Below are 19,525 nucleotides of genomic sequence, written 5' to 3'. Positions count from 1 at the left end.
TCTCTCGGTTATCCATCGGTCTTGGTGAGCTTGCTTTCCGGGCTAACTCATCCAGTGATGGCCAGCAGAAACGTGCGTCCTTTACGCAAGAGACGAGATCGTTCCTCCAATTCGTCGAAACCAGGACCGGAAAGAGCACCCGGCGTCAAGATGTGTGGCGGCACGCACGTGCCAGATCGGAGATGAGATTATCGTCCGTAGTTCTATTGGCAGGAGGGAACCACGCGGAGGTTTTTATTGCAGAATCTGACCAAGGAAGAGCCGGGTGCGCTCGTTCTGTGGATTTCTGAAAAATTGATCGGGTGTATTTGCTTCTACAATTTGCCCGCAATCCATGAAAATGACGCGATCGGCCACCTGGCGCGCGAATCCCATTTCGTGGGTGACGCAAAGCATGGTCATGCCCTCCTCGGCGAGCAGGACCATGGTGTCGAGCACCTCCTTGACCATCTCAGGATCGAGGGCGGACGTCGGTTCGTCGAAAAGCATGATCTTCGGATTCATGCAGAGCGACCGCGCGATGGCGACGCGTTGCTGTTGCCCTCCGGAGAGCTGGCCGGGATATTTGTGCGACTGCTCCGGGATTTTAACCCGGTGCAGATATTGCATCGCGATGTCTTCCGCCTCTTTCTTCGGAATTTTCTTCATCCAGATGGGGGCGAGGGTGCAATTCTCGAGAATTGTCAGGTGCGGAAAAAGGTTGAAATGCTGAAACACCATTCCGACCTCGCGGCGGATGACGTCAATCTTCTTGACGTCGTTCGTGAGCTCGGTGCCGTCGACGACGATGCGGCCTTGCTGGTGTTCCTCGAGGCGGTTCACGCAGCGGATCATGGTCGACTTGCCGGAGCCGGAAGGTCCGCATATCACGATCCGCTCGCCGCGCTGAACGATTAGATTGATGTTGCGTAGTACATGGAAGTTACCGAACCATTTGTGCACGCCCTCGAACTGAACCGCGTCGTGCCGGCTCTCTCGCGTGTCGTTGCTGTGTTCAAATTGATCGGCCGCGATGGCTCTTCGCATCGGCACTGAATCTCCCTTAAGCGTGTTCGGTAGCCTTGAGATGACGCTCGAGCGAGCGGCTGTATCGGGACATCGCAAAGCAGAAGGCAAAATAGATTGCTCCCACGATCAGATAGACCTCGACGCCGAATCCCTGCCACGCCGGTTCGACGATCGCGGTTTTTGCGGCCGACAGCAGATCGAAAATTCCGATGATGAGAACCAGCGAAGTGTCCTTGAATAGCGCGATGAAAGTGTTAACCAGGGGAGCGATGGTTCGTCGCAGCGCTTGAGGAAGAACGATCAGCCCCATCTTTCGCCAGTAGCCGAGCCCAAGCGCATTGGCAGCCTCGTATTGGCCCGTGCCGACGCTTTGCAGGCCTCCGCGAATGACCTCGGAGAGATAGGCCGCGGCAAACAGGATGAGGGCGATCTGTGCACGCACGAGCTTGTCGAAGTCGATGCCCTCCGGCAGGAACAGCGGAAATATTACGCTGGCGACAAATAACAGCGAGATCAGCGGCACGCCCCGTATGAGCTCGACATAGGCGATGCAGAGCCACCGGATCACCGGCATGTCCGACCGTCGCCCCAGGGCGACGACTATCGCGAGCGGAAAGGCTGCAACGAGACTGACAGTTGCCAGCATCAGCGTGATCGGCAGCCCGCCCCACCGCTCCGTCGGAACATGGCTGAGGCCGGCCATTCCGCCGCGCATCAGCGCAATCACCGCCAACAAGCCGACAATCCAGATCAGAAACAGCTCGCGCCGCCACATGCGTCGCCAGCCCGAGAGCGCGTAAAGGCCGATGAAAAGGGCAACGCTTAAGGTAGGGCGCCATTGTTCGGCATAGGGATAGGTTCCGAACAGAATGAAGCGATATTTCTCGCCGATGACCGCCCAACAGGCGCCAAGTCCTTGCACGGCACGACATGCCTCGCTGTCGCCTTGCGGGACAGACCACACGGCCAGCAGAATGCCCCAGTCGATGACGGTGATGAGCCCGCGGACGAGAAGATAAGCCAAGGTAAGCGTCGTTGCCGTCGACAGCCAAGACGAAAAAAGATGCAGATGCAACCAGTTCAGCGCGCGCATCCAGCGCTGGGGCGTTGGTCGTTCCGGCGGTGCGATGGCCGCACTGAGATTGCCGGGCCGCAAGGTCAATTGATTCATCCTCAGAGCCCTTTCAAGGCAACGTGGTCGTTGTACCAGTTCATGAAGAGGCTGATGGACAGGCTGATCGTCAGATAGACCATCATGATGATGGCGATGCCTTCGATAGCCTGACCTGTCTGGTTGAGCGTTGTGTTGGCGATCGACACGATGTCCTGGTAGCCGATGGCGACGGCGAGCGAGGAGTTCTTGGCGAGGTTGAGATACTGGCTCGTCAAAGGCGGAATGATCAGCCGCAGCGATTGCGGCATGACGATCTTGCGCAGGATCAGCCCGTTATGAAGGCCGAGCGCGCGACCGGCCTCCCATTGGCCTTTGCTGACGGCGATGATGCCGGCGCGCACGATTTCGGCGATGAAGGCCGCGGTGTAGGTGACGAGGCCGAACAACAGCGCGAAAAATTCCGGTGAGACGAGCGTCCCGCCGCGGAAATTGAAGCCGCGCAGAGTGGGGAGATCGACCTGGAATGGCGTACCTAAGCGCCAGAAGATGGCGGTCGGGAGGAGCATGGCGAGGATCAATACGGACGGCCAGAGTCGCCGCCGCTGCCCGTCCTGACGTTTGGCGAACCGCGAGCGGCGGAAAAAGAATGCCGCCGCGATGACGATGACGATTGCTGCAATCGCGACGGCGAGGTGTTGAAAATTGTCGATCGACAGCGCCGGCAGCATCAAGCCGCGGTTCGACAGGAAGATGCCGGGAAGGAGATTGAAGGCTTGCCGTGCCGCGGGCAGCGCCTGAAGCGCGGTGTACCAGAACAGAAGCTGCAGAAGGAGCGGCAGGTCGCGCAGCAGCTCGACATAAAGTGCGGAGATCTTCGCCAGAAGCCAGTTGCGGGAAAGCTGGGCGATCCCGATCATCGTGCCGAGTAAGGTCGCGAGGACGATTCCGAGGCTCGCGACTTTGAGCGTGTTGAGAATCCCGATCAGCAGCGCGCGCCCGTAACTATCGGTGGGGGCGTAGTCGATCGGCGTCTCGGCGATCGGAAGGCCCGCTTCGCGCCAGAGGAATTCGAAGCCGGTCGAAATCCCACGCAGCTCGAGATTCCGCAACGTGTTGGCGGTGAGGTACCAGACCGTCAGCGCGACAATTCCAAGCGCCAACGCCTGATAGACCCAGGCGCGCAGCAGCGGGTCGCCGAGCGACAGGGTCGGCAGCCGTCGCATTTTAGACTTCGGCACGCGATCGAGAACGGCATTCAGGTTCAAATCGCTCTCCGGTGAGGAGCATCGCGTCATTTTACACTCGAAATTGTTTGACACGGGTTAGAAAATGAATACATTCAGCATTATTCGAAAGCAAGGGCAATGACTGAGACCCTCAAAACATTGGCGGATCGTTATTTGGCGTCGCGTGACGGGCTTCCGGACGCGATCGCGCGCGCTTTGCGGGAAGCCGTGTTTTCCGGCGTGTTCGGGCCGAACGAGCGGCTTCACCAAGATGACATCGCCACGCGTTTTGGCGTCTCGCGTGTGCCGGTGCGCGAAGCGCTGATGAAACTCGTATCCGAAGGACTGGCAGTTCAGCGCATCAACAAGGGAATCCGCGTCGCACCGCTCACGCGCGACGACTTCCGCGACGTGATGGAGATGCGGCTGCTGCTCGAACCGCATGCGCTCCAGCTTTCGGCGCCGCGTCTCACGGCGCACGACTACGACGAGGCCGAAGCGATTCTTGCGCGGGTCGAGGCGGCCGGGCTCGGCTTGGAGGCGGCGGCCCTTCACTGGCAATTCCACAACCGCCTCTACGTGCGTGCGGAACGTCCGCGTCTGCTGAGTCAGATCGAAGCGCTGCAGGTTGCCATCAACCGTTACGTTCTTCCGGTCTGGCGGGCAGTCGGCCTGTCGGCCGATTGGGGCGAGAGCCATCAGATGATCGTCGACGCGTTGCGCGCGGGCAAGGTGAAAGTCGCCGTCGACCTGACGCGCCAGCAAATTGCCGATGCGTCGGATCGAATGGTCGAGCAATTGCCGGAGACATTGGTTTCTCCGGACGAGGACTGAACACCAAAAGCGAGAAGCGTCTTTCAGGGGGATGTCGATATTGCGTAATATCGTGTTCGTTTCTGCGATCTGCCTTTCGATCGGTGCCGTCGGCGATGCTGCGGCGCACGGCAGTGCTTCACCCACACTGGACGCGATCCGGTCTCGCGGCGTGATCATCTGCGGGGCCGCGCCGAACCTGCCGGGATTTGCGGCGGTGAACGAGCGCGGCGAATGGAGCGGCTTGTATGTCGACGTTTGCCGCGCCGTCGCCGTGGCGATCTTCGGCAACGCCACGAAGGTGAAATTCGTGGCCACCACGACGCAAAACCGCTTGCCGATGCTGCAGACCGGCGAGATCGACATTCTCGCGTCGAACACGACCTGGACTCTCGCGCGCGAAGCTGCGCTCGGTCTGCAGTTCACGGGTGTCACCTTTTATGACGGCCAGGGCTTTCTGGTCCGCAAATCGCTCGGCGTGAAATCAGCCAAGGGTCTCGACGGGGCGACGGTCTGCGTTCAGCCCGGCACGACGACCGAGCTCAACCTCACGGATTATTTCCGCCGCAACAACATGAAGCTGACGCCGCTCGTGATCGACAACCTCGAAGAGCTGCGTTCGGCGTTCCTTTCGTCCCGCTGCGACGCCTACACCATTGGCACGGCGGCGCTCGCTGCGTTCCGTGCCGGACTTGGGTCGCGCGCCGAAGAGTTCGAATTGCTTCAGGAGATCATCTCCAAGGAACCGCTCGGTCCTGTGGTCCGAAAGGGAGATCAGCGTTGGTACGACATCGTGCGCTGGACGAATTTCGCGATGTTGATCGGCGAGGAGATGGGGCTGTCCAGCAAGACGATCGATCAGGCCGCTTCGAATCCGGACCCCGACGTGCAGCGTTTCCTTGGCAAGACCGGCGACTTCGGAAAGATGCTCGGCATCGACAACGAGTGGTCGGCGCGGATCGTGCGGCAGGTCGGCAACTATGCCGAGAGCTGGGATCGCAATGTCGCTCCTCTCAAGCTGCCGCGAACGCTCAATCGTCTCTGGACGGACGGCGGCATTCACTATCCGCCGCCGATCCGCTGAGAACGATCGCCTCACCCTGCCGGGAAGAATGCCTTACATGCTCGACTTCGACAGCTTCAAAGTTCTCACCTTCGATTGCTACGGAACCCTCATCGACTGGGAAACCGGAATGGAGGAACTGGTTCGTCCCTGGATGGCGGAGCTGGGTGGGGCGACTCCGCTGGATCTCGTGATCACCTCGTTTGCCCTGCATCAGGCCAAGCACCAGCAAGTCCGTCCGGCTCTTCTGTATCCTGAGCTGCTGGCGCGAACCTGGCACGACATCGAGGGGACGTTCGGCTGGGAGAAGAATGAAAGCCGCGCAAAGGCTTTTGCGGAATCCGTGGGCCACTGGCCACCTTTCGCCGACACCGTTGGCAGCCTTCGCTACCTGTCGCGCTTCTACAAGCTCGCCATTCTGTCCAACGTCGACAATTCGTCGCTCACGCGCACGTTGCGTCTGCTTGAAGTTCCGTTCGTGCTTACGGTCACTGCGGAGGATGTCGGCTCCTACAAGCCTGGCCTGCCGCACTTCACGCGCGCCCTGGAAGAGCTGGAGCGCCAGGGTTTTGCCAAGGACGACATCCTGCACGTGGCGCAGAGCAAGCATCACGACGTCATGCCGGGGCGTCAACTTGGGCTCTCCACGATCTGGGTGAACCGCCGCCATAATCGGAAAGGAAGCGGCGCGACGCTCGCGACTGAAGCGGAGCCGGACTTGGCCGTCACGTCGCTTGCCGAGCTCGTCGTGCTTCACAAGGCCCGCTCGCGGTTCGCTGCCGTCGGCTAAGTCGCTATTTTCATTAGGCTGTTGCAGTCCCTTCGCACTCGACACGAGCCGAAGTCCGATCTCACCTCCGGAAGGCAACAGCATTCTATGCCACCAATCGTGGGATGGTTTTCTCGAATCGCGGCAATTGGATGTTGTGAGTCAGCATTGCGACTGCTGTCGCGACGACGCAGAGATCAAATCTCTTTTGCATGTGCTGCGGAAGGTGATCGGAAGATTGTACGTGCGCTAGGAGCTCGAGACGGCTTCAGGCATGGTCGTCGCGGGCTGGTTGACAACTTGCGACGACAGAAGAATGCGCGTGGTTGTCAGGAGATGCTCCCGAAGTAATGACACTGCACGCGTTGGGTCGCGCCCGATAGTCGCTTCCATGATTTCGCGATGCTCCCGATTAAGGTCTCGTTCTTGCCGAGCGAGCGGTACTGACAATCGTCTGTAACGTTCGGACTGGGCATAAAGGAGCGTTCGTAAGCGCAGCAGCCAAGCGCTGTCGCACGCATCGACAAGCGCAGCGTGGTAGCGGCCGTGAGCTTGGGCCCAAGCCTCACTGTTCCGTTCGGGATCGTCAGCAACACGCTCCGGAGTTCGCGCCAGCTCGTGGTAAGCCGCCACAACTCGGCCCTCCCATGCAATATCTCCGGCCTCAATAGAACGCCGAAGGCATTGGCTTTCGATATCGGCGCGGACCTCGGTCAAATCCCTGAGCTCCGCTTCTGAAATTGGCGATACGCGAAAACCCCGTTGGGGTTCCGCAATAACAAACCCCTCCGATGTCAAGCGAGAGAGGGCCTCACGAACGGCGCCCAGGCTAAAGCCCAGCCGCTCACACAAATCCGCAATGACGAGTTTGGTCCCAGGCGCGAGCCGGCAGGTCAACACCTCCGCCCGAAGGGCGTCGTAGGCTGCTTGGGTTAAGCTCGAACTCGTCTTCATGAAACCATTTACGCCTTTGATTCAGCAAAACATATATAGCAAAAAAGTAAATTTAATCTGGAAAATATATTTTTCGTTGACGCGGACCTGCGCGCGGCATTAGAAGAGCGGAAGCAGGAGTTCCCTCAATGCGGTTCATAACCTTTACGGATGACTGCCACGCCGGCCTTGCAATCGATACCGGCAACGGTGCCTACCGCGGCCTAACCTCTCAGGACGATGATTACCCCGGTGACCTTGGAAATCTGATCTCCCAGGGAAGAGTGGTTCTCGAGCAGGCCGCCCGACAGCTCCGGCGCGGCAGGATGATTGATCTCGATCACGTACGGTTGCTGCCGCCGCTGCCAAACCCCGGCAAAATCATTTGTGTCGGCCTGAACTACGCCGACCACTCGGCTGAAAGCGGCTTTAAACAGCCGGATTATCCGACATTATTCGCACGATTCCCATCAAGCCTGGTCGGCCACAAAGCTCCGCTGATCCGCCCGCATGTATCGGAGCAGTTCGATTATGAGGGCGAAATCGTTGCCGTGATTGGCCGCCAAGGACGATACATTCCCAAGTCATCCGCCCTCGACCATGTGGCTGGATACTCGATCGCCAATGAAGGATCCATCCGCGACTATCAGTTCAAGGCGCCGCAATGGACGGTTGGCAAGAATTTCGACAATACGGGCGCGTTTGGTCCGGCCTTTGTGACTGCCGACGAATTGCCGCCCGGCTGCAAAGGCCTTCGTCTGGAGACACGTCTCAACGGCAACGTCGTTCAGAGTGCCTCCACCGACGAGATGGTGTTCGACGTGGAGAGCCTTGTTTCGATCATCAGCGAAGCCATCACACTCATGCCCGGTGACCTGATCGTGACCGGTACGCCCTCGGGTGTGGGCCTCGCCCGCAAGCCGCCTCTCTATATGAAGCCGGGCGATGTATGCGAGATCGAGGTCGAGCAGCTTGGCATATTGGTGAACCCAATCCAGGACGAAGCGGTGGAATTGCGCTCCGTGGCATAGAACTCGTCGATCGATCGGTGCGCAAAATAAAAAAACGGCGCCAGGAGGAAATGCACATGACCCAGATTACCGGCTTTGTGAAACCGGCACGCCGCTCCGGCGAACTTGGTGTCCACTCGGTCGACCATTTCAACATGGTCGTGCCTGATCTCAAACAGGCCGAGATGTTCTATACTGCTTTTGGGCTCGACATCAGAGAAGAGGGCAATAGCCTTGGCCTCTATACTGTGGGTCACGGCCATCGCTGGGGCCGTATAGGAGAGGGGTCAAGCAAGAAACTCACTTACGTCTCATTCGGTGCCTTCGAAGATGACATCGAGCGGTTTCGCGTCAAGCTTCAACAATCCGACGTCAAGCAGCTCGATCCGCCGGCCGGCTTCGAGACCAACGGTATTTGGTTTCGCGATCCCGATGGCATCCTGATTGAAATTCGGGTCGCCGAGAAAACCTCGCCGAACGAGAAATCCAGTTTCTTGAATCCGTCACCGCCGCCAGGCGTACAGGGCGCCCCGAAGCGCTCGCAGGCTCCGCTGGTGAGACCGCGGCGGCTCGCCCACATCCTGATCTTCACCAGCGATGTGAGCCGGGCGATCAATTTCTATTCCACCGTTGTCGGTCTTAGGCTGAGTGACCGCTCTGGTGATGGAATAGCTTTTATGCACGGTATCCATGGCAGCGATCATCATATGATTGCGCTCGCCAAATCGAACGCACCGGGACTGCATCATCTCAGTTGGGATGTAGGATCGATCAACGAGGTCGGACTGGGCGCAATGCAAATGGCCGACAAGGGCTTTGCCGCCGGTTGGGGGTTGGGCCGGCACGTGCTTGGTTCCAATTATTTCCATTACGTCCGCGATCCCTGGGGCAGCTACTCCGAATATTCCTCGGATATCGATTACATCCCTGTCGATCAGGATTGGAAGGGCGCTGATCACCCGGCCGAGGATGCCTTCTCTGTGGGGCCCGACGCCGCCGCCCGACTTTACGCATAACTACGAAGCGCAGGACGTCAAGCATTGATCGGCTGCTCTGAGCAGGCATTGTCCGGGGGGATCCGTGCAACCTGACGAATTTAAGCGGCTGATGGCGAAAGTCCCTGCGCCGGTGACGGTCGTGACCACTCGGCTCGACGGTGCACCGCGTGGCGCAACCGTCTCGTCGCTTGCGTCGCTTTCAATGAATCCGCCACTCGTTTCAATTGCGTTGATCGAAGGCTCGACGCTTCTGAACAGCATCCGGTCTTCGAAGCGGTTTGCGATAAATCTTCTCGGTCACCGCCAAGCTGAGATCGCGCTTCAATTCGCGGCCCGCTCCGATGATCGGTTTGCAGGAGTTAGCTGGCACTGGCAGGACGATTTGCCGAAGCTTTCCGGTGTCGCGGGCTTCATCGCTTGCGATCTTCATCAGGAAGTCAGCGGTGGCGATCACGCGATGCTGTTCGGCTTGATCAGGGCCGCTCACCACAACGATGAGCTGCCGCTCATCTATACGGCCAGAGAATTCGGGACAAATTCAAAACTCGTCGCCGGCCGCAAGTTCACGATCGCTGACGCAATTTCTGCATGCGCGAGCTAGGGAGGAAATGGTGAACATCGTCAATCAAAATACCTTTCGCGCTGATCCGTTGATTGATGACGTGCTTGAGCAGGCGCGCAAGCTGCAACCCCTGATACGCGAGCACGCCGCCAAGGGCGAAGATGAGCGCCGTGTGGTGCAGCCCGTCATCGATGCCATGACACGAGCCGGCTTGTTCAAGATTGCGACGCCAAGGCGCTATGGCGGTCTCGAGAGCAGCATGAAGTCGATGCTCGACCTGTCCGCCATTGTCGGAGAGGCTGATGGTGGAACATCATGGATCGTCACGCTCTCTAATGTCTGCGCCTGGTTGACCAGCTTGTTCCCGGTCAGTGCGCAGGACGAGGTCTTCGGAAAGAATCCGGACGCGAAGGTTTCGGGTGTTTTGACCCCTAGCGCGACGTCTCGGCGTGTCGACGGCGGATTCATCGTCAACGGAAAATGGTTTTACAATTCCGGATCGTGGCATGCCGATTGGGCGGTGCTCGGCCTTCCAGTTGTGAATGAGGCTGGAGAGGCGGTCGACCAGGGACTCGCGCTCTTTTCCTGCAAAGAACTGAAGCTTGAAGAAACCTGGTTCGTCGCCGGAATGAGCTCCTCGGGCAGCAATTGTCTGATTGCCGAAAACGTATTCGTGCCCGACCACCGTATAATGTCGGTGCCGGCGGCAATCCAGGGCGACTATCCGACCGAAAGAAAAGAGGAAGAGGCGCTTTACCGCTCTGCTTTCGTGCCGCTATTGGCGCTGGTTCTTGTCGGGCCTCAACTCGGCATGGGACGCGCTGCGCTCAATTTCGTTCTGTCGAAAGCTCCGAACAAACCCGTCTCATACACATTCTTTAATTCGCAGGCACAGTCGACAGCCTTCCAGTTACAAGTCGCCGAAGCAGCGCTGCTCATCGATACCGCACATCTGCACGCCTATCGGGCGGCCGCCGATATCGACAATGCGGCGATTGCCGGTCGCTATCCAGACGCGATGATCCGCGCACGGGTGAGGGCGGACACCGGATTGGTGGCGGAGAAAATTACGCGGGCGATCGACATTCTCCTCTTCGCTCATGGCTCGGGAGGATTTGCCAATACATCTCCGCTTCAGCGGATTTGGCGCGATTCCGCTGTCGCTGCGCGACATGCCGTGGCGCTGCCGCAGGTCGGTTACGAAGTGTACGGCAAAGCGCTGCTCGGTGTGAAGGAGCAGATAACGCCGCTGATTTGAGCAACTACCAGATATCTCGGGAGGCAGCCCCGGTCCTTCGAATAATTCGATAACAGCATTCTGCAGAATGCATTTCAGGTTTCGGGCGACGGTCCCGAAGCTCTCGTCATGGAGTGGATACCATGACGGATTTCGACCTCGTCGTCACCGGACGGGTAGTGCTGCCAGGCAGCATCATCGACAGTGGCTATGTTGCCGTGCGCGGCGGCCTTGTCGAGCGTGTCGGATCGGGCGCGCCGCCGCTGGCGGCGGAGCGGCATGATTTCGGCTCGGCCTTCGTGATGCCGGGGGCGATCGACGCGCAAGTGCATTCGCGATCGCAAAAGGGACAGGAGGATTTTGTATGGTCGACCCGCGCAGCGGCGGCTGGCGGGGTCACGACCATCGTCGATATGCCCTACGACGACGGCGTGCTGGTCTGCACGCCCGAGCGCCTCGCCACCAAGGCCAGCGAGGCGGTCGAACAGGCCCGCGTCGATTTCGCGCTATACGCCACCATCGACCCGAAATCCGGCCCGGCGCAGATCCCGGCTTTGGCGCAGGCCGGTGCCGCCGGCTTCAAATTCTCCACCTTCGAGACCCATCCCGACCGGTTTCCACGCATTCCGACCCCGCTTCTGCATGATTGTTTCGCCGCGGTGGCGCGCGAGGGTTTGATCGCTGGCGTTCATAACGAGAATGACGAGTCGGTGCGGGCGGCGATACAGGCGGTGCAGGCTTCGGGCTGCACCGATTATCGCGCGCATGCGCGCTCGCGCCCGCCCTATACCGAAGCGCTGGCGACCGCCGAAGTCTATGAACTGGCGGCGGCGACCGCGTGTTCGGGCCATATCGTGCATTGCTCGATCGGTCGCGGCTACGACATGTGCGCGGCCTATCGGGCGCAGGGCTTCGACACCACGATCGAGGCCTGCATCCATTATCTCGTCCTGTCCGAGGAGGACGATGTCGCGCGTCTCGGCGGCAAGGCCAAGATCAATCCGCCGGTGCGCGGCCGGGCCGAACGCGACAAGCTCTGGCATCATCTCGCCGCTGGCAACATCACCGTGGTGTCGACCGATCACGTCAGTTGGTCGGAAGAACGCAAGACCGATCCTGACATGCTGAAGAATGCCTCGGGCGTGCCGGGACTCGAAGTGCTCTATTCCTTCCTGCTGAAGGGACTGTTGGATCGCAATCTCAGTCCGAGCTGGGCGGCGCGGCTGTTGGCCGCCAATCCTGCCCGGCTGTTCCGGCTCGGCCATCGGAAGGGTGCACTCGAACTCGGACGCGATGCCGACATCACCGTTATGGCGCACCAGCCGGGGCGTTACGATGCGGCCGCCAGCGGCCATAACGTCGTGCCTTGGAGTCCCTATCAGGACATGGAGCTGACCTACCGCCCGGTCGCGACCTTCTTGCGCGGTCGGATGGTGTTCGATGGCAAGGACGTGACGCCACCGGGCCAGGGCCAGTTCGTGCGGCCTGCTCGCGCCGGACAGCGATCGTAATGGCCAGCAACCTTCCGATCGACGGCGCGCGGCTTTGGGACGATCTCATGCAACTGGCGGCGATCACCGAGCCGGACAAGCCTTACACGCGCCGCTCTTTCTCGCCATTATTCGACGAGGGGCGGGCCTGGCTGCGCCGCCGCTTCGAGGAGGCCGGGCTCGCGACCCGCATTGACGCGGCTGGCAATCTGATCGGCCGCCGTGATGGCTCTGATCCGTCGCTCGGCACCATCATGATCGGCTCGCATTCCGACACCGTCCCCTCCGGCGGGCGTTTCGACGGCATCGCCGGCGTGCTGACGGCGCTGGAAATTGCCCGCTCGCTGGCCGATCGGGGTGTCATGCTGCGCCACGCCATCGAAGTGGTCGACTTTCTCGCCGAAGAGCCGAGCGAATTCGGCCTGTCCTGCATCGGTAGCCGCGGCATGGCCGGCGCGATGGAAGCGCGGATGCTCGGCTATAACGATCCGTCCGGCGAGGTGCTGGCGCATGCGATCGATCGCGTCGGCGGCAAGGTGTCGTCGCTCACCAATGCCAGACGCAGCGACATTGCCGCATTTTTCGAGCTCCATATCGAACAGGGCCTCGTCCTGCAGGATAGCAGGATCGATGTCGGTATCGTCACCGCCATCGTCGGCATCACGCGCGTCGAGATCGTGTTCCGGGGCGCCGCCGATCATGCGGGCACAACACCGATGCATCTGCGCCGCGATGCCTTCACGCCTGCGGCAAAGACGGCCGTGTTTGTCGACGGCATCGCACGCGAACTGGTTGCTCGCGGCGAGGGTCACTTCGTTGCGACCATCGGCATCGTATCAGTGGCTCCGGGTGCGTCCAACGTTGTGCCGCAGGAGGCGCGGATCGTCATCGATGCGCGGTCCGAAAATCGGACGCTGATGGACGAATTCCTTGCACGGCTGGATGCGGAGACAGCTCAATTCGCCGTCGACAGCAGCACCGAGCGCGCGGTTTTCGAACACCTGTCGGATACCAGTCCGACCGCCTGCGATTCGGGCCTGCGCGAGTTGCTCCGCGACAGCGCGAACGCGCTTGGTTTCAGCAGCACCGATATCGCGTCAGGCGCGGGACATGATGCCGCCTTTGTGGCGCGGATCGCGCCGGCGGCGATGCTGTTCATTCCCTGCCGCGATGGCAAAAGCCACGCGCCGGAAGAATGGGCCGAGCCTGACGCACTGGCGGCCGGGACCGCGGTGATCGCCGACGCCGTGATGCGCTTTGATCGAATGTCACCGGCGCCGCGCGCCGCTTAGGAGAAGATGATGGGACGCATACTCGTCGAGAAGGATATCGAGGCGGCGATCAAGGGCGGCGCGGTGTTTGCCTGCGGTGGTGGCGGCTGGGCCGATCACGGCCGGATGCTCGGCACCGCTGCGGTGAATGCCGGCCAGCCCGAACTTGTCTCGATCGACGAACTGGACCCGGATGATTTTGTCGCCACCGCTGCGGCGATCGGCGCGCCGGCCTCGACCACACCGTGGCAGATGCTCGGCGTCGATTACGTCAATGCCGTGCGGCTGGTGGAAGACGAACTGGGCGCGCCGATCGCCGGCCTGATCATCGGACAGAACGGTAAATCATCGACGCTGAATGCCTGGCTGCCGTCGGCCATGCTCGGCTGCAAGGTTGTGGATGCTGTCGGCGATCTGCGCGCGCATCCGACCGGCGATATGGGTTCGATCGGCCTTGCCAATTCGCCGGAGCCGATGATCCAGTCGGCGGTCGGCGGTAACCGCGCCAACAACGCCTATATCGAACTGATCGTGCGCGGTGCGACCGGCAAGGTCTCGCCGATCCTGCGCACCGCTGCCGATATGTCCGGCGGCTTCATCGCTTCCTGCCGCAATCCGGTGCCGGCATCCTATGTGCGCGACCATGCCGCGCTTGGCGGAATCACCATGGCGCTCGATCTGGGCGCTGCGATCATCGGCGCCGAATCCAGGGGCGGCACGGCGATCATCGATGCCGTCTGCCGGCAGACCAATGGCGCGGTGATCGGCAGCGGCAAGGTGACGAAAAAGGCCGTGACCTATACCCGCGAAGCCTTCGATGTCGGTACGCTGACGGTCGGCACGGGCGCTGCGTCCTTCACCTTGCATGTGATGAACGAATATATGGCGGTGGATGATGCCGGCGGCAAACGTCTTGCGACCTATCCCGACGTCATCACCACATTCAGCCCGGATGGCGTGCCGATGAGCGTCGGCGAAATCCACGAAGGCCAGGAGCTTGTGATCCTGCGCGTCGCCAGAGAGCACATTCCGCTGTCGTCGAGCGTGACCGATCCGAGTGTCTATCCGATCTGCGAAAAGGCGCTCGGCATTTCCATCGCCGATTATGCGCTGGCGGCCAAGCGGTAAGGAAACAGACAATGAAGCGCGAATTCGCAGTCACGACCGGCAGTAATCTGCGCTGTAAAGGCTGGCGTCAGGAAGGCCTGCTGCGCCTGCTCGAGAATGTGCTCGCGGTCGGCGAAGACCCCGATAATCTCGTCGTCTATGCGGCGCTCGGTCGGGCCGCCCGCGACTGGCCCTCGCATGACAAGATCGTTGAAACGCTGCGGACCATGGATGAGGAAGACACCCTGATCGTGCAATCGGGCAAGCCGATCGGGCTGATCCGCACCCATGCCGATGCGCCGATCGTCATCATGGCCAATTGCAACATGATCGGCCAATGGGCCAAGGCGGAGAATTTCTACGACTGGGAAAAGAAGGGGCTGATCTGCTGGGGCGGACTGACCGCGGGCGACTGGCAATATATCGGTTCGCAAGGCGTCATTCAGGGCACCTATGAAATCTTCATGCGGATTGCGGAACGCCATTTCCATGGCGACCTGAAAGGCCGCTTCATCCTCACCGCCGGACTTGGCGGCATGGGCGGCGCGCAGCCGCTGGCCGGCCGCATGGCCGAGGCGGCGATCCTGTGCATCGACGTCGACGAGGCGCGGATCGCCCGGCGGCTGGAGATTGGCTACCTTGATGAGCGGGCGAACTCGCTCGATGAGGCATTGGCGATGATCGACAAGGCGCGCGCCGAGAAAAAGCCGATTTCGGTCGGCCTGCTCGGAAATGCGGCGACGATCTATCCTGATATTCTCGCCCGAGGCATCGTGCCCGATATCGTCACCGACCAGACCTCGGCGCATGATCTGGTCTATGGCTATGTGCCGGACACGATGACGCTGGATGAGGCGCGGTCGCTGCGCAAGACCGATCCGAAGCGGCTGATGAGCGAATCGACACGCTCGATCGCCAAGCATGTCACGGCGATGCTCGGCTTTCAGAAGGCCGGATCGGTGGTGTTCGACAATGGCAACCTGATCCGCACCCAGGCCAAGCATGGTGGCGTCGCCGACGCTTTCGATATCCCGATTTTCACCGAGGCGTTTCTGCGGCCGCTTTTCGCGCGCGCCATCGGCCCGTTCCGCTGGATCGCGTTGTCCAATTCCACCTCCGATATCAAGAAGATCGACGAGTTCGCGCTGAAGCGATTTGCCGACAACAAGATCGTCACCAACTGGATCAAACTGGCCAGTCAGTATGTCCCGTTCGAGGGATTGCCGGCGCGCATTGCCTGGCTTGGTCATGGCGATCGCACCGCGCTTGCACTGGCGGTCAACACCATGGTGCGCGAAGGCGTGCTCGACGGGCCGGTGGCATTTACGCGCGATCATCTCGATGCTGGCGCGATGGCTCACCCCAACATCATGACGGAGAATATGAAGGACGGCTCTGACGCCATCGCCGACTGGCCGCTGATCAACGCCATGGCACATTGCGCGTCCAAGGCCGACTTGGTAGCGATCCATTCCGGCGGCGGCGGATATTCAGGTTATATGACCAGCGCCGGTGTCACCCTCATCGCCGATGGCAGCCGCGCGGCGGAGGAGCGCCTGAAGCTCTCGCTCGACAACGATACGTCGCTTGGGATCATGCGCTACGCTGACGCCGGCTACGACGAAGCCTATGACGAAGCGGCGGCGAAGCAGGTGCGGCACTTCCGCCTGACTCCCGCCTGAGCGGATCACGAACGATGGCATCGCAGGCGCTTCGTCATTTTCTCACCACGCTGGAGGCGGACGGCCAACTGCATCGCGTCCGCCGCAGCGTCGATCCCCGCTTTGAAATCGCCGCCGTGCTGATGGAGCGCATGAAGGGCGACGCGCAACTGTTCGAGGCCGTGGAGGGCCACAGCATTCCGGTCGTGGGCAATGTGTTCAATTCGCGTGAGCGGCTCGCAACGGCGCTAGGCGCGCCGCGTGCCGATCTGCACCGCTTCATCCTGCAGGCACTGCGGCGGCCGATCGCGCCGGTGATGCAGGAGGGGCCGGCCCCCGTGCAGGAGGTGGTGCATGACGGCCCGCTCGATCTGCCGTCCTTGCTGCCGGCGCCGACCTGGTTCGAGCGCGAGAGCGGCCCTTACATCACAGCCGGCGTGATCGTCGCCAAGGATCCGGAGACCGGGCGCCGCAACGTCTCGATCGCCCGCCTGCGGCTCGACGGCGGCGGACGGATCATGGCCGGGATTGCCAAGAACCATCATCTCAACATCCTGGCCGACAAGGCCGCCGCGATGGGCCGGGCCTTGCCGATCGCGGTGGCGATCGGCAATTGCGCGCAGGTGCTGCTCGGTTCGCAGATGTATCTGGGGCTGGGTGACGACGAATATGACGTGGCCGGTGGTCTGCTCGGTGAGCCGCTGCGGCTCGTCAAATGCCGCACCGTCGATCTGGAGGTGCCGGCCGATGCGGAGATCATCCTCGAAGGCGAGCTGCGCGCCGAGGACCGTGTTCCGGAGGGCTTGGTGTCCGAGTTTCACGGTTTCTACGTAGATTACGGTCCGGGCACCGGCGGCGAGATCGGCTGCGTCACGCATCGCCGAAATCCGGTTTTTCAGTCGATATTACCGGCATTTACGCCGGAGCATTGCCTGCTCGGGGCGGTCGCGATCGAGGCCGTCGCCTGCGATGCTCTGCAGCGCATCATCCCTTCCGTCCGCCGCGTGCTCGTCACCGATGGCGGCATGGGCCGCCTGCACGCCATCATCAGCATGCACCGGCCGCGGCCGGGCGAAGGCAAGCGCGCGATCCTGCTGGCGATGGGTCAGGTCAACCTGTTCAAGAACGTGATTGTGGTCGATGACGACATCGATCCGGAAGATCCGACCGCCGTCGAATGGTCGCTGGCCGCACGCTTCCGTGGCCATGAAGACCTGATCGTCCTGCCCGGCGTGAAAGCCGATCGCTGCGACCCGGTGCACGAGGATTTGCTGGTGACCAAGATCGGCATGGTCGCCGCCACCCGACCCGGCGACGGTGCTGCCAACTCGCGATCGGAATTCGCATTGCTGCCGAAAGGCGTGATGGACCGCGTGCGAAAGACAATTGCGGATTATTGAACCACAGCGCGGTCGCCTGCATGGAGCGCGAGCTGACGCCGGAATACCCGGACGAAGCTGCGTTCAATTTCGGTCAGCGACCGCTCGGCCGGGAATATCACGCATAGCTTGCGCCAAACCTCTGGATCGACAAGTTTGTGAAACTGCACCTCCCCGTCCGAGACGGCCTTGCGCACCGTGGCGTAGGGCATAACGGTGGCGCAGTCGCCGTCGCCGATCATTGCCATCGCCATCATCAGCGAGTTCACTTCCGCCTGCACACGCAGCCGGATTCCGGCCTTTCCCGCCGCCTCGTCGAGTAACCGGCGGATGCCGAACTCTCTTGACGGCAACAGCATCGGCAACTCGGCAAGCCGCGCAAAGGCGACAACGCCGGGCGGCAGCAGCAAAGTATCACCCGTGGTGACGACGCCGAGCGGGTCGCGGCTGTTTAGATCGATCCGGGACGAATGTGGCATCACCGTTTCGACGAGAGCAAGATTGACTGTGCCGGAATTCACCCATTTGTGCAGCGTCTCGGTGGGCGCCTCCCAGATCCGCAGATCAACACCGTCATGCAGCGCCGTCCACTCAGCGATCGCGGCCTTCAAAGCCTCGACAAGTACACCTCTCCGTTCGGCCAGTGGTACGATTCCGAGCGTGATGCGGTGCCGCTGGCTCGCCGTAAGCTCATTGGCCTTGCGAATGGCGGCGTCGATGTGATGGTCGGCTTTCTGCAGCACCGCCGCGAACCGGTCGGCCACAGAGTTGCTGGACAACCCGTCGCGGCGACGCTCGAACAACCGAGTGCCGACCGAGCGCTCGAGATTCTTCAACTGAAATGACAACGCCGGCTGCGCGACATTCAGGCTGCGGGCCGCGAGGGTCATGTTGCCGTGCTCATAGAGCGACTGGAAATAGCGGGCCTGCTTCAGCGAGACCGAGGGACTGTAAATATTGTTGATCTCCTTGCGCGCCAGCACACTGCGCATGCGGATGACAAAGTCGCGCGCGGCGGGATGCGAACAGCTAATGCGGGCGACGATCGGCGTGCTTAGATCTTTCGGCAGCGGTATGAGAGACAGTCTCAGTTGCTTCAATCGGGAGGACAATATGCTTTGCGGCACCAAGAGGCAGAACGGATCGCCGCTCCGTGCAAGTTGCGGCAATCCTCCGATATCTTCGTCGAGACGCAGGGGCAGTGGCAGGCCGCGATCACGACAGAAGGCCGTGGCAGCAGTAATGGCCTCCTCCGGCAGTCTCGGTAGCGCCAGCGGAACCCGTTTGAGGACATCGAGCAAATCATTGGTCCGCCAATATTGCGGGAGCCGGAGCCCGGTCACCGCGAACCACGCGTCGGTGGCAATCACCTCGCCCTTTTCGCGTGCATTCGCTCTGCCGTATTCGATGACGATATCTGCACTTGCGTCAGCGACGGACGGATGGCCGCCGGCGCCAGAATCATGCAATGCGAACTCGATGTCGAAGAAAATTTCGGGATGGATGCGGACAAGCGAGCGGGCCGCAAGCCCGGCAGATTTCGACAGCCGGCCGAGGGCAAATTTAAGCGACGAAACGACACGGATCTCGTGCAACTCGCCGTTGCGGCGCGCATAGGCGCTCGCAGTCTCGATCGCACGTAGCGCGTGCTCGAAGTCCTGATAGAGCGCGCGGGCTTCCATCGTCGGATAGAAGCCGGCCTGGCCCAGCCTGAATAGCTCGAGGCCGAGTTCCTGCTCGAGATCTGTGATGTTCTGCGACAGCGTCGAAGGCGCGATCCCCAATTCCTCGGCAGCCAGCATGTGATTTTGCTGCTGGCAGGCTGCGAGGAAGTAGGCAAGCTGGCGGGTTTCCATACGTACTGTTATACGGTGCGCAACTCGG

The 19,525-nt window shown here is 61.0% G+C and carries 17 protein-coding genes; 12 read left to right on the top strand and 5 right to left on the bottom strand.

Features of this window, described 5'->3' with window-relative positions:
• Window positions 1-234: 234 nt before the first annotated feature.
• The 3 genes from CAK95_RS01245 to CAK95_RS01235 are packed head-to-tail and all read right to left on the bottom strand — an operon-like array spanning window position 235 to window position 3,345.
• The gene (locus CAK95_RS01245) at window positions 235-1,026 is read right to left on the bottom strand and encodes an amino acid ABC transporter ATP-binding protein (RefSeq protein WP_086086178.1); all 792 of its coding nucleotides are present in this window, start codon (window positions 1,024-1,026) and stop codon (window positions 235-237) included.
• A 16-nt stretch (window positions 1,027-1,042) separates the two neighbouring features.
• The gene (locus tag CAK95_RS01240; protein ID WP_425349660.1) at window positions 1,043-2,179 is read right to left on the bottom strand and encodes an amino acid ABC transporter permease; all 1,137 of its coding nucleotides are present in this window, start codon (window positions 2,177-2,179) and stop codon (window positions 1,043-1,045) included.
• Between the two features lie 2 nt (window positions 2,180-2,181).
• A complete protein-coding gene (locus tag CAK95_RS01235; RefSeq protein WP_086091120.1) occupies window positions 2,182-3,345 on the bottom strand; it encodes an amino acid ABC transporter permease in 1,164 nt (387 codons plus the stop codon).
• A gap of 141 nt (window positions 3,346-3,486) precedes the next feature.
• Between CAK95_RS01235 and CAK95_RS01230 the strand changes: the two genes are divergently transcribed.
• From CAK95_RS01230 to CAK95_RS01220, 3 genes are read left to right on the top strand one after another with little or no spacing between them, the layout of a single operon-like run.
• Complete coding sequence (locus CAK95_RS01230) at window positions 3,487-4,182, top strand: GntR family transcriptional regulator (protein ID WP_086086177.1); 696 nt, start codon at window positions 3,487-3,489, stop codon at window positions 4,180-4,182.
• 40 nt (window positions 4,183-4,222) lie between these two features.
• Window positions 4,223-5,245, top strand: a complete 1,023-nt coding sequence (locus CAK95_RS01225) for an amino acid ABC transporter substrate-binding protein (RefSeq protein ID WP_342587981.1) — start codon at window positions 4,223-4,225, stop codon at window positions 5,243-5,245.
• A gap of 37 nt (window positions 5,246-5,282) precedes the next feature.
• Window positions 5,283-6,014 (top strand): HAD family hydrolase, encoded by a 732-nt coding sequence (locus CAK95_RS01220; protein WP_157699490.1) that lies wholly within the window; start codon window positions 5,283-5,285, stop codon window positions 6,012-6,014.
• Between the two features lie 228 nt (window positions 6,015-6,242).
• Here CAK95_RS01220 and CAK95_RS01215 read toward each other — a convergent pair whose 3' ends face one another.
• Window positions 6,243-6,947 (bottom strand): GntR family transcriptional regulator, encoded by a 705-nt coding sequence (locus CAK95_RS01215; RefSeq protein WP_086086174.1) that lies wholly within the window; start codon window positions 6,945-6,947, stop codon window positions 6,243-6,245.
• A gap of 128 nt (window positions 6,948-7,075) precedes the next feature.
• Between CAK95_RS01215 and CAK95_RS01210 the strand changes: the two genes are divergently transcribed.
• The 9 genes from CAK95_RS01210 to CAK95_RS01170 all read left to right on the top strand — a co-directional run bounded on the left by CAK95_RS01210 (window position 7,076) and on the right by CAK95_RS01170 (window position 17,662).
• On the top strand, window positions 7,076-7,957 hold the full coding sequence (locus CAK95_RS01210) for a fumarylacetoacetate hydrolase family protein (RefSeq protein WP_086086173.1): 882 nt from the start codon (window positions 7,076-7,078) through the stop codon (window positions 7,955-7,957).
• Between the two features lie 56 nt (window positions 7,958-8,013).
• Window positions 8,014-8,952 (top strand): VOC family protein, encoded by a 939-nt coding sequence (locus CAK95_RS01205; RefSeq protein WP_198343790.1) that lies wholly within the window; start codon window positions 8,014-8,016, stop codon window positions 8,950-8,952.
• A 91-nt stretch (window positions 8,953-9,043) separates the two neighbouring features.
• The gene (locus CAK95_RS01200) at window positions 9,044-9,535 is read left to right on the top strand and encodes a flavin reductase family protein (RefSeq protein ID WP_086086172.1); all 492 of its coding nucleotides are present in this window, start codon (window positions 9,044-9,046) and stop codon (window positions 9,533-9,535) included.
• Window positions 9,536-9,545: 10 nt separating this feature from the next.
• Window positions 9,546-10,754, top strand: coding sequence for an acyl-CoA dehydrogenase family protein (locus tag CAK95_RS01195; protein WP_198343789.1), 1,209 nt, complete (start codon window positions 9,546-9,548; stop codon window positions 10,752-10,754).
• A 122-nt stretch (window positions 10,755-10,876) separates the two neighbouring features.
• A complete protein-coding gene (locus CAK95_RS01190; RefSeq protein WP_086086170.1) occupies window positions 10,877-12,244 on the top strand; it encodes a dihydroorotase in 1,368 nt (455 codons plus the stop codon).
• A complete protein-coding gene (locus CAK95_RS01185) occupies window positions 12,244-13,515 on the top strand; it encodes a Zn-dependent hydrolase (protein ID WP_086086169.1) in 1,272 nt (423 codons plus the stop codon). The genes CAK95_RS01190 and CAK95_RS01185 overlap by 1 nt, the downstream gene beginning before the upstream one ends.
• Before the next feature lie 9 nt (window positions 13,516-13,524).
• Window positions 13,525-14,622 (top strand): thiohydantoin desulfurase, encoded by a 1,098-nt coding sequence (locus CAK95_RS01180; RefSeq protein ID WP_086086168.1) that lies wholly within the window; start codon window positions 13,525-13,527, stop codon window positions 14,620-14,622.
• An 11-nt stretch (window positions 14,623-14,633) separates the two neighbouring features.
• A complete protein-coding gene (locus tag CAK95_RS01175) occupies window positions 14,634-16,283 on the top strand; it encodes a thiourocanate hydratase (protein ID WP_086086167.1) in 1,650 nt (549 codons plus the stop codon).
• A 14-nt stretch (window positions 16,284-16,297) separates the two neighbouring features.
• Complete coding sequence (locus CAK95_RS01170) at window positions 16,298-17,662, top strand: UbiD family decarboxylase (RefSeq protein WP_086086166.1); 1,365 nt, start codon at window positions 16,298-16,300, stop codon at window positions 17,660-17,662.
• Here CAK95_RS01170 and CAK95_RS01165 read toward each other — a convergent pair.
• Window positions 17,656-19,497 (bottom strand): LysR family transcriptional regulator, encoded by a 1,842-nt coding sequence (locus tag CAK95_RS01165; RefSeq protein WP_086086165.1) that lies wholly within the window; start codon window positions 19,495-19,497, stop codon window positions 17,656-17,658. The genes CAK95_RS01170 and CAK95_RS01165 overlap by 7 nt on opposite strands.
• Window positions 19,498-19,525 lie beyond the last annotated feature (28 nt).

Source organism: Pseudorhodoplanes sinuspersici (genome assembly GCF_002119765.1).
Lineage (GTDB): Bacteria > Pseudomonadota > Alphaproteobacteria > Rhizobiales > Xanthobacteraceae > Pseudorhodoplanes > Pseudorhodoplanes sinuspersici.
The sequence above is the reverse complement of the archived record's forward strand: the minus strand, read 5'-3'. Positions and strand labels throughout refer to the sequence as shown.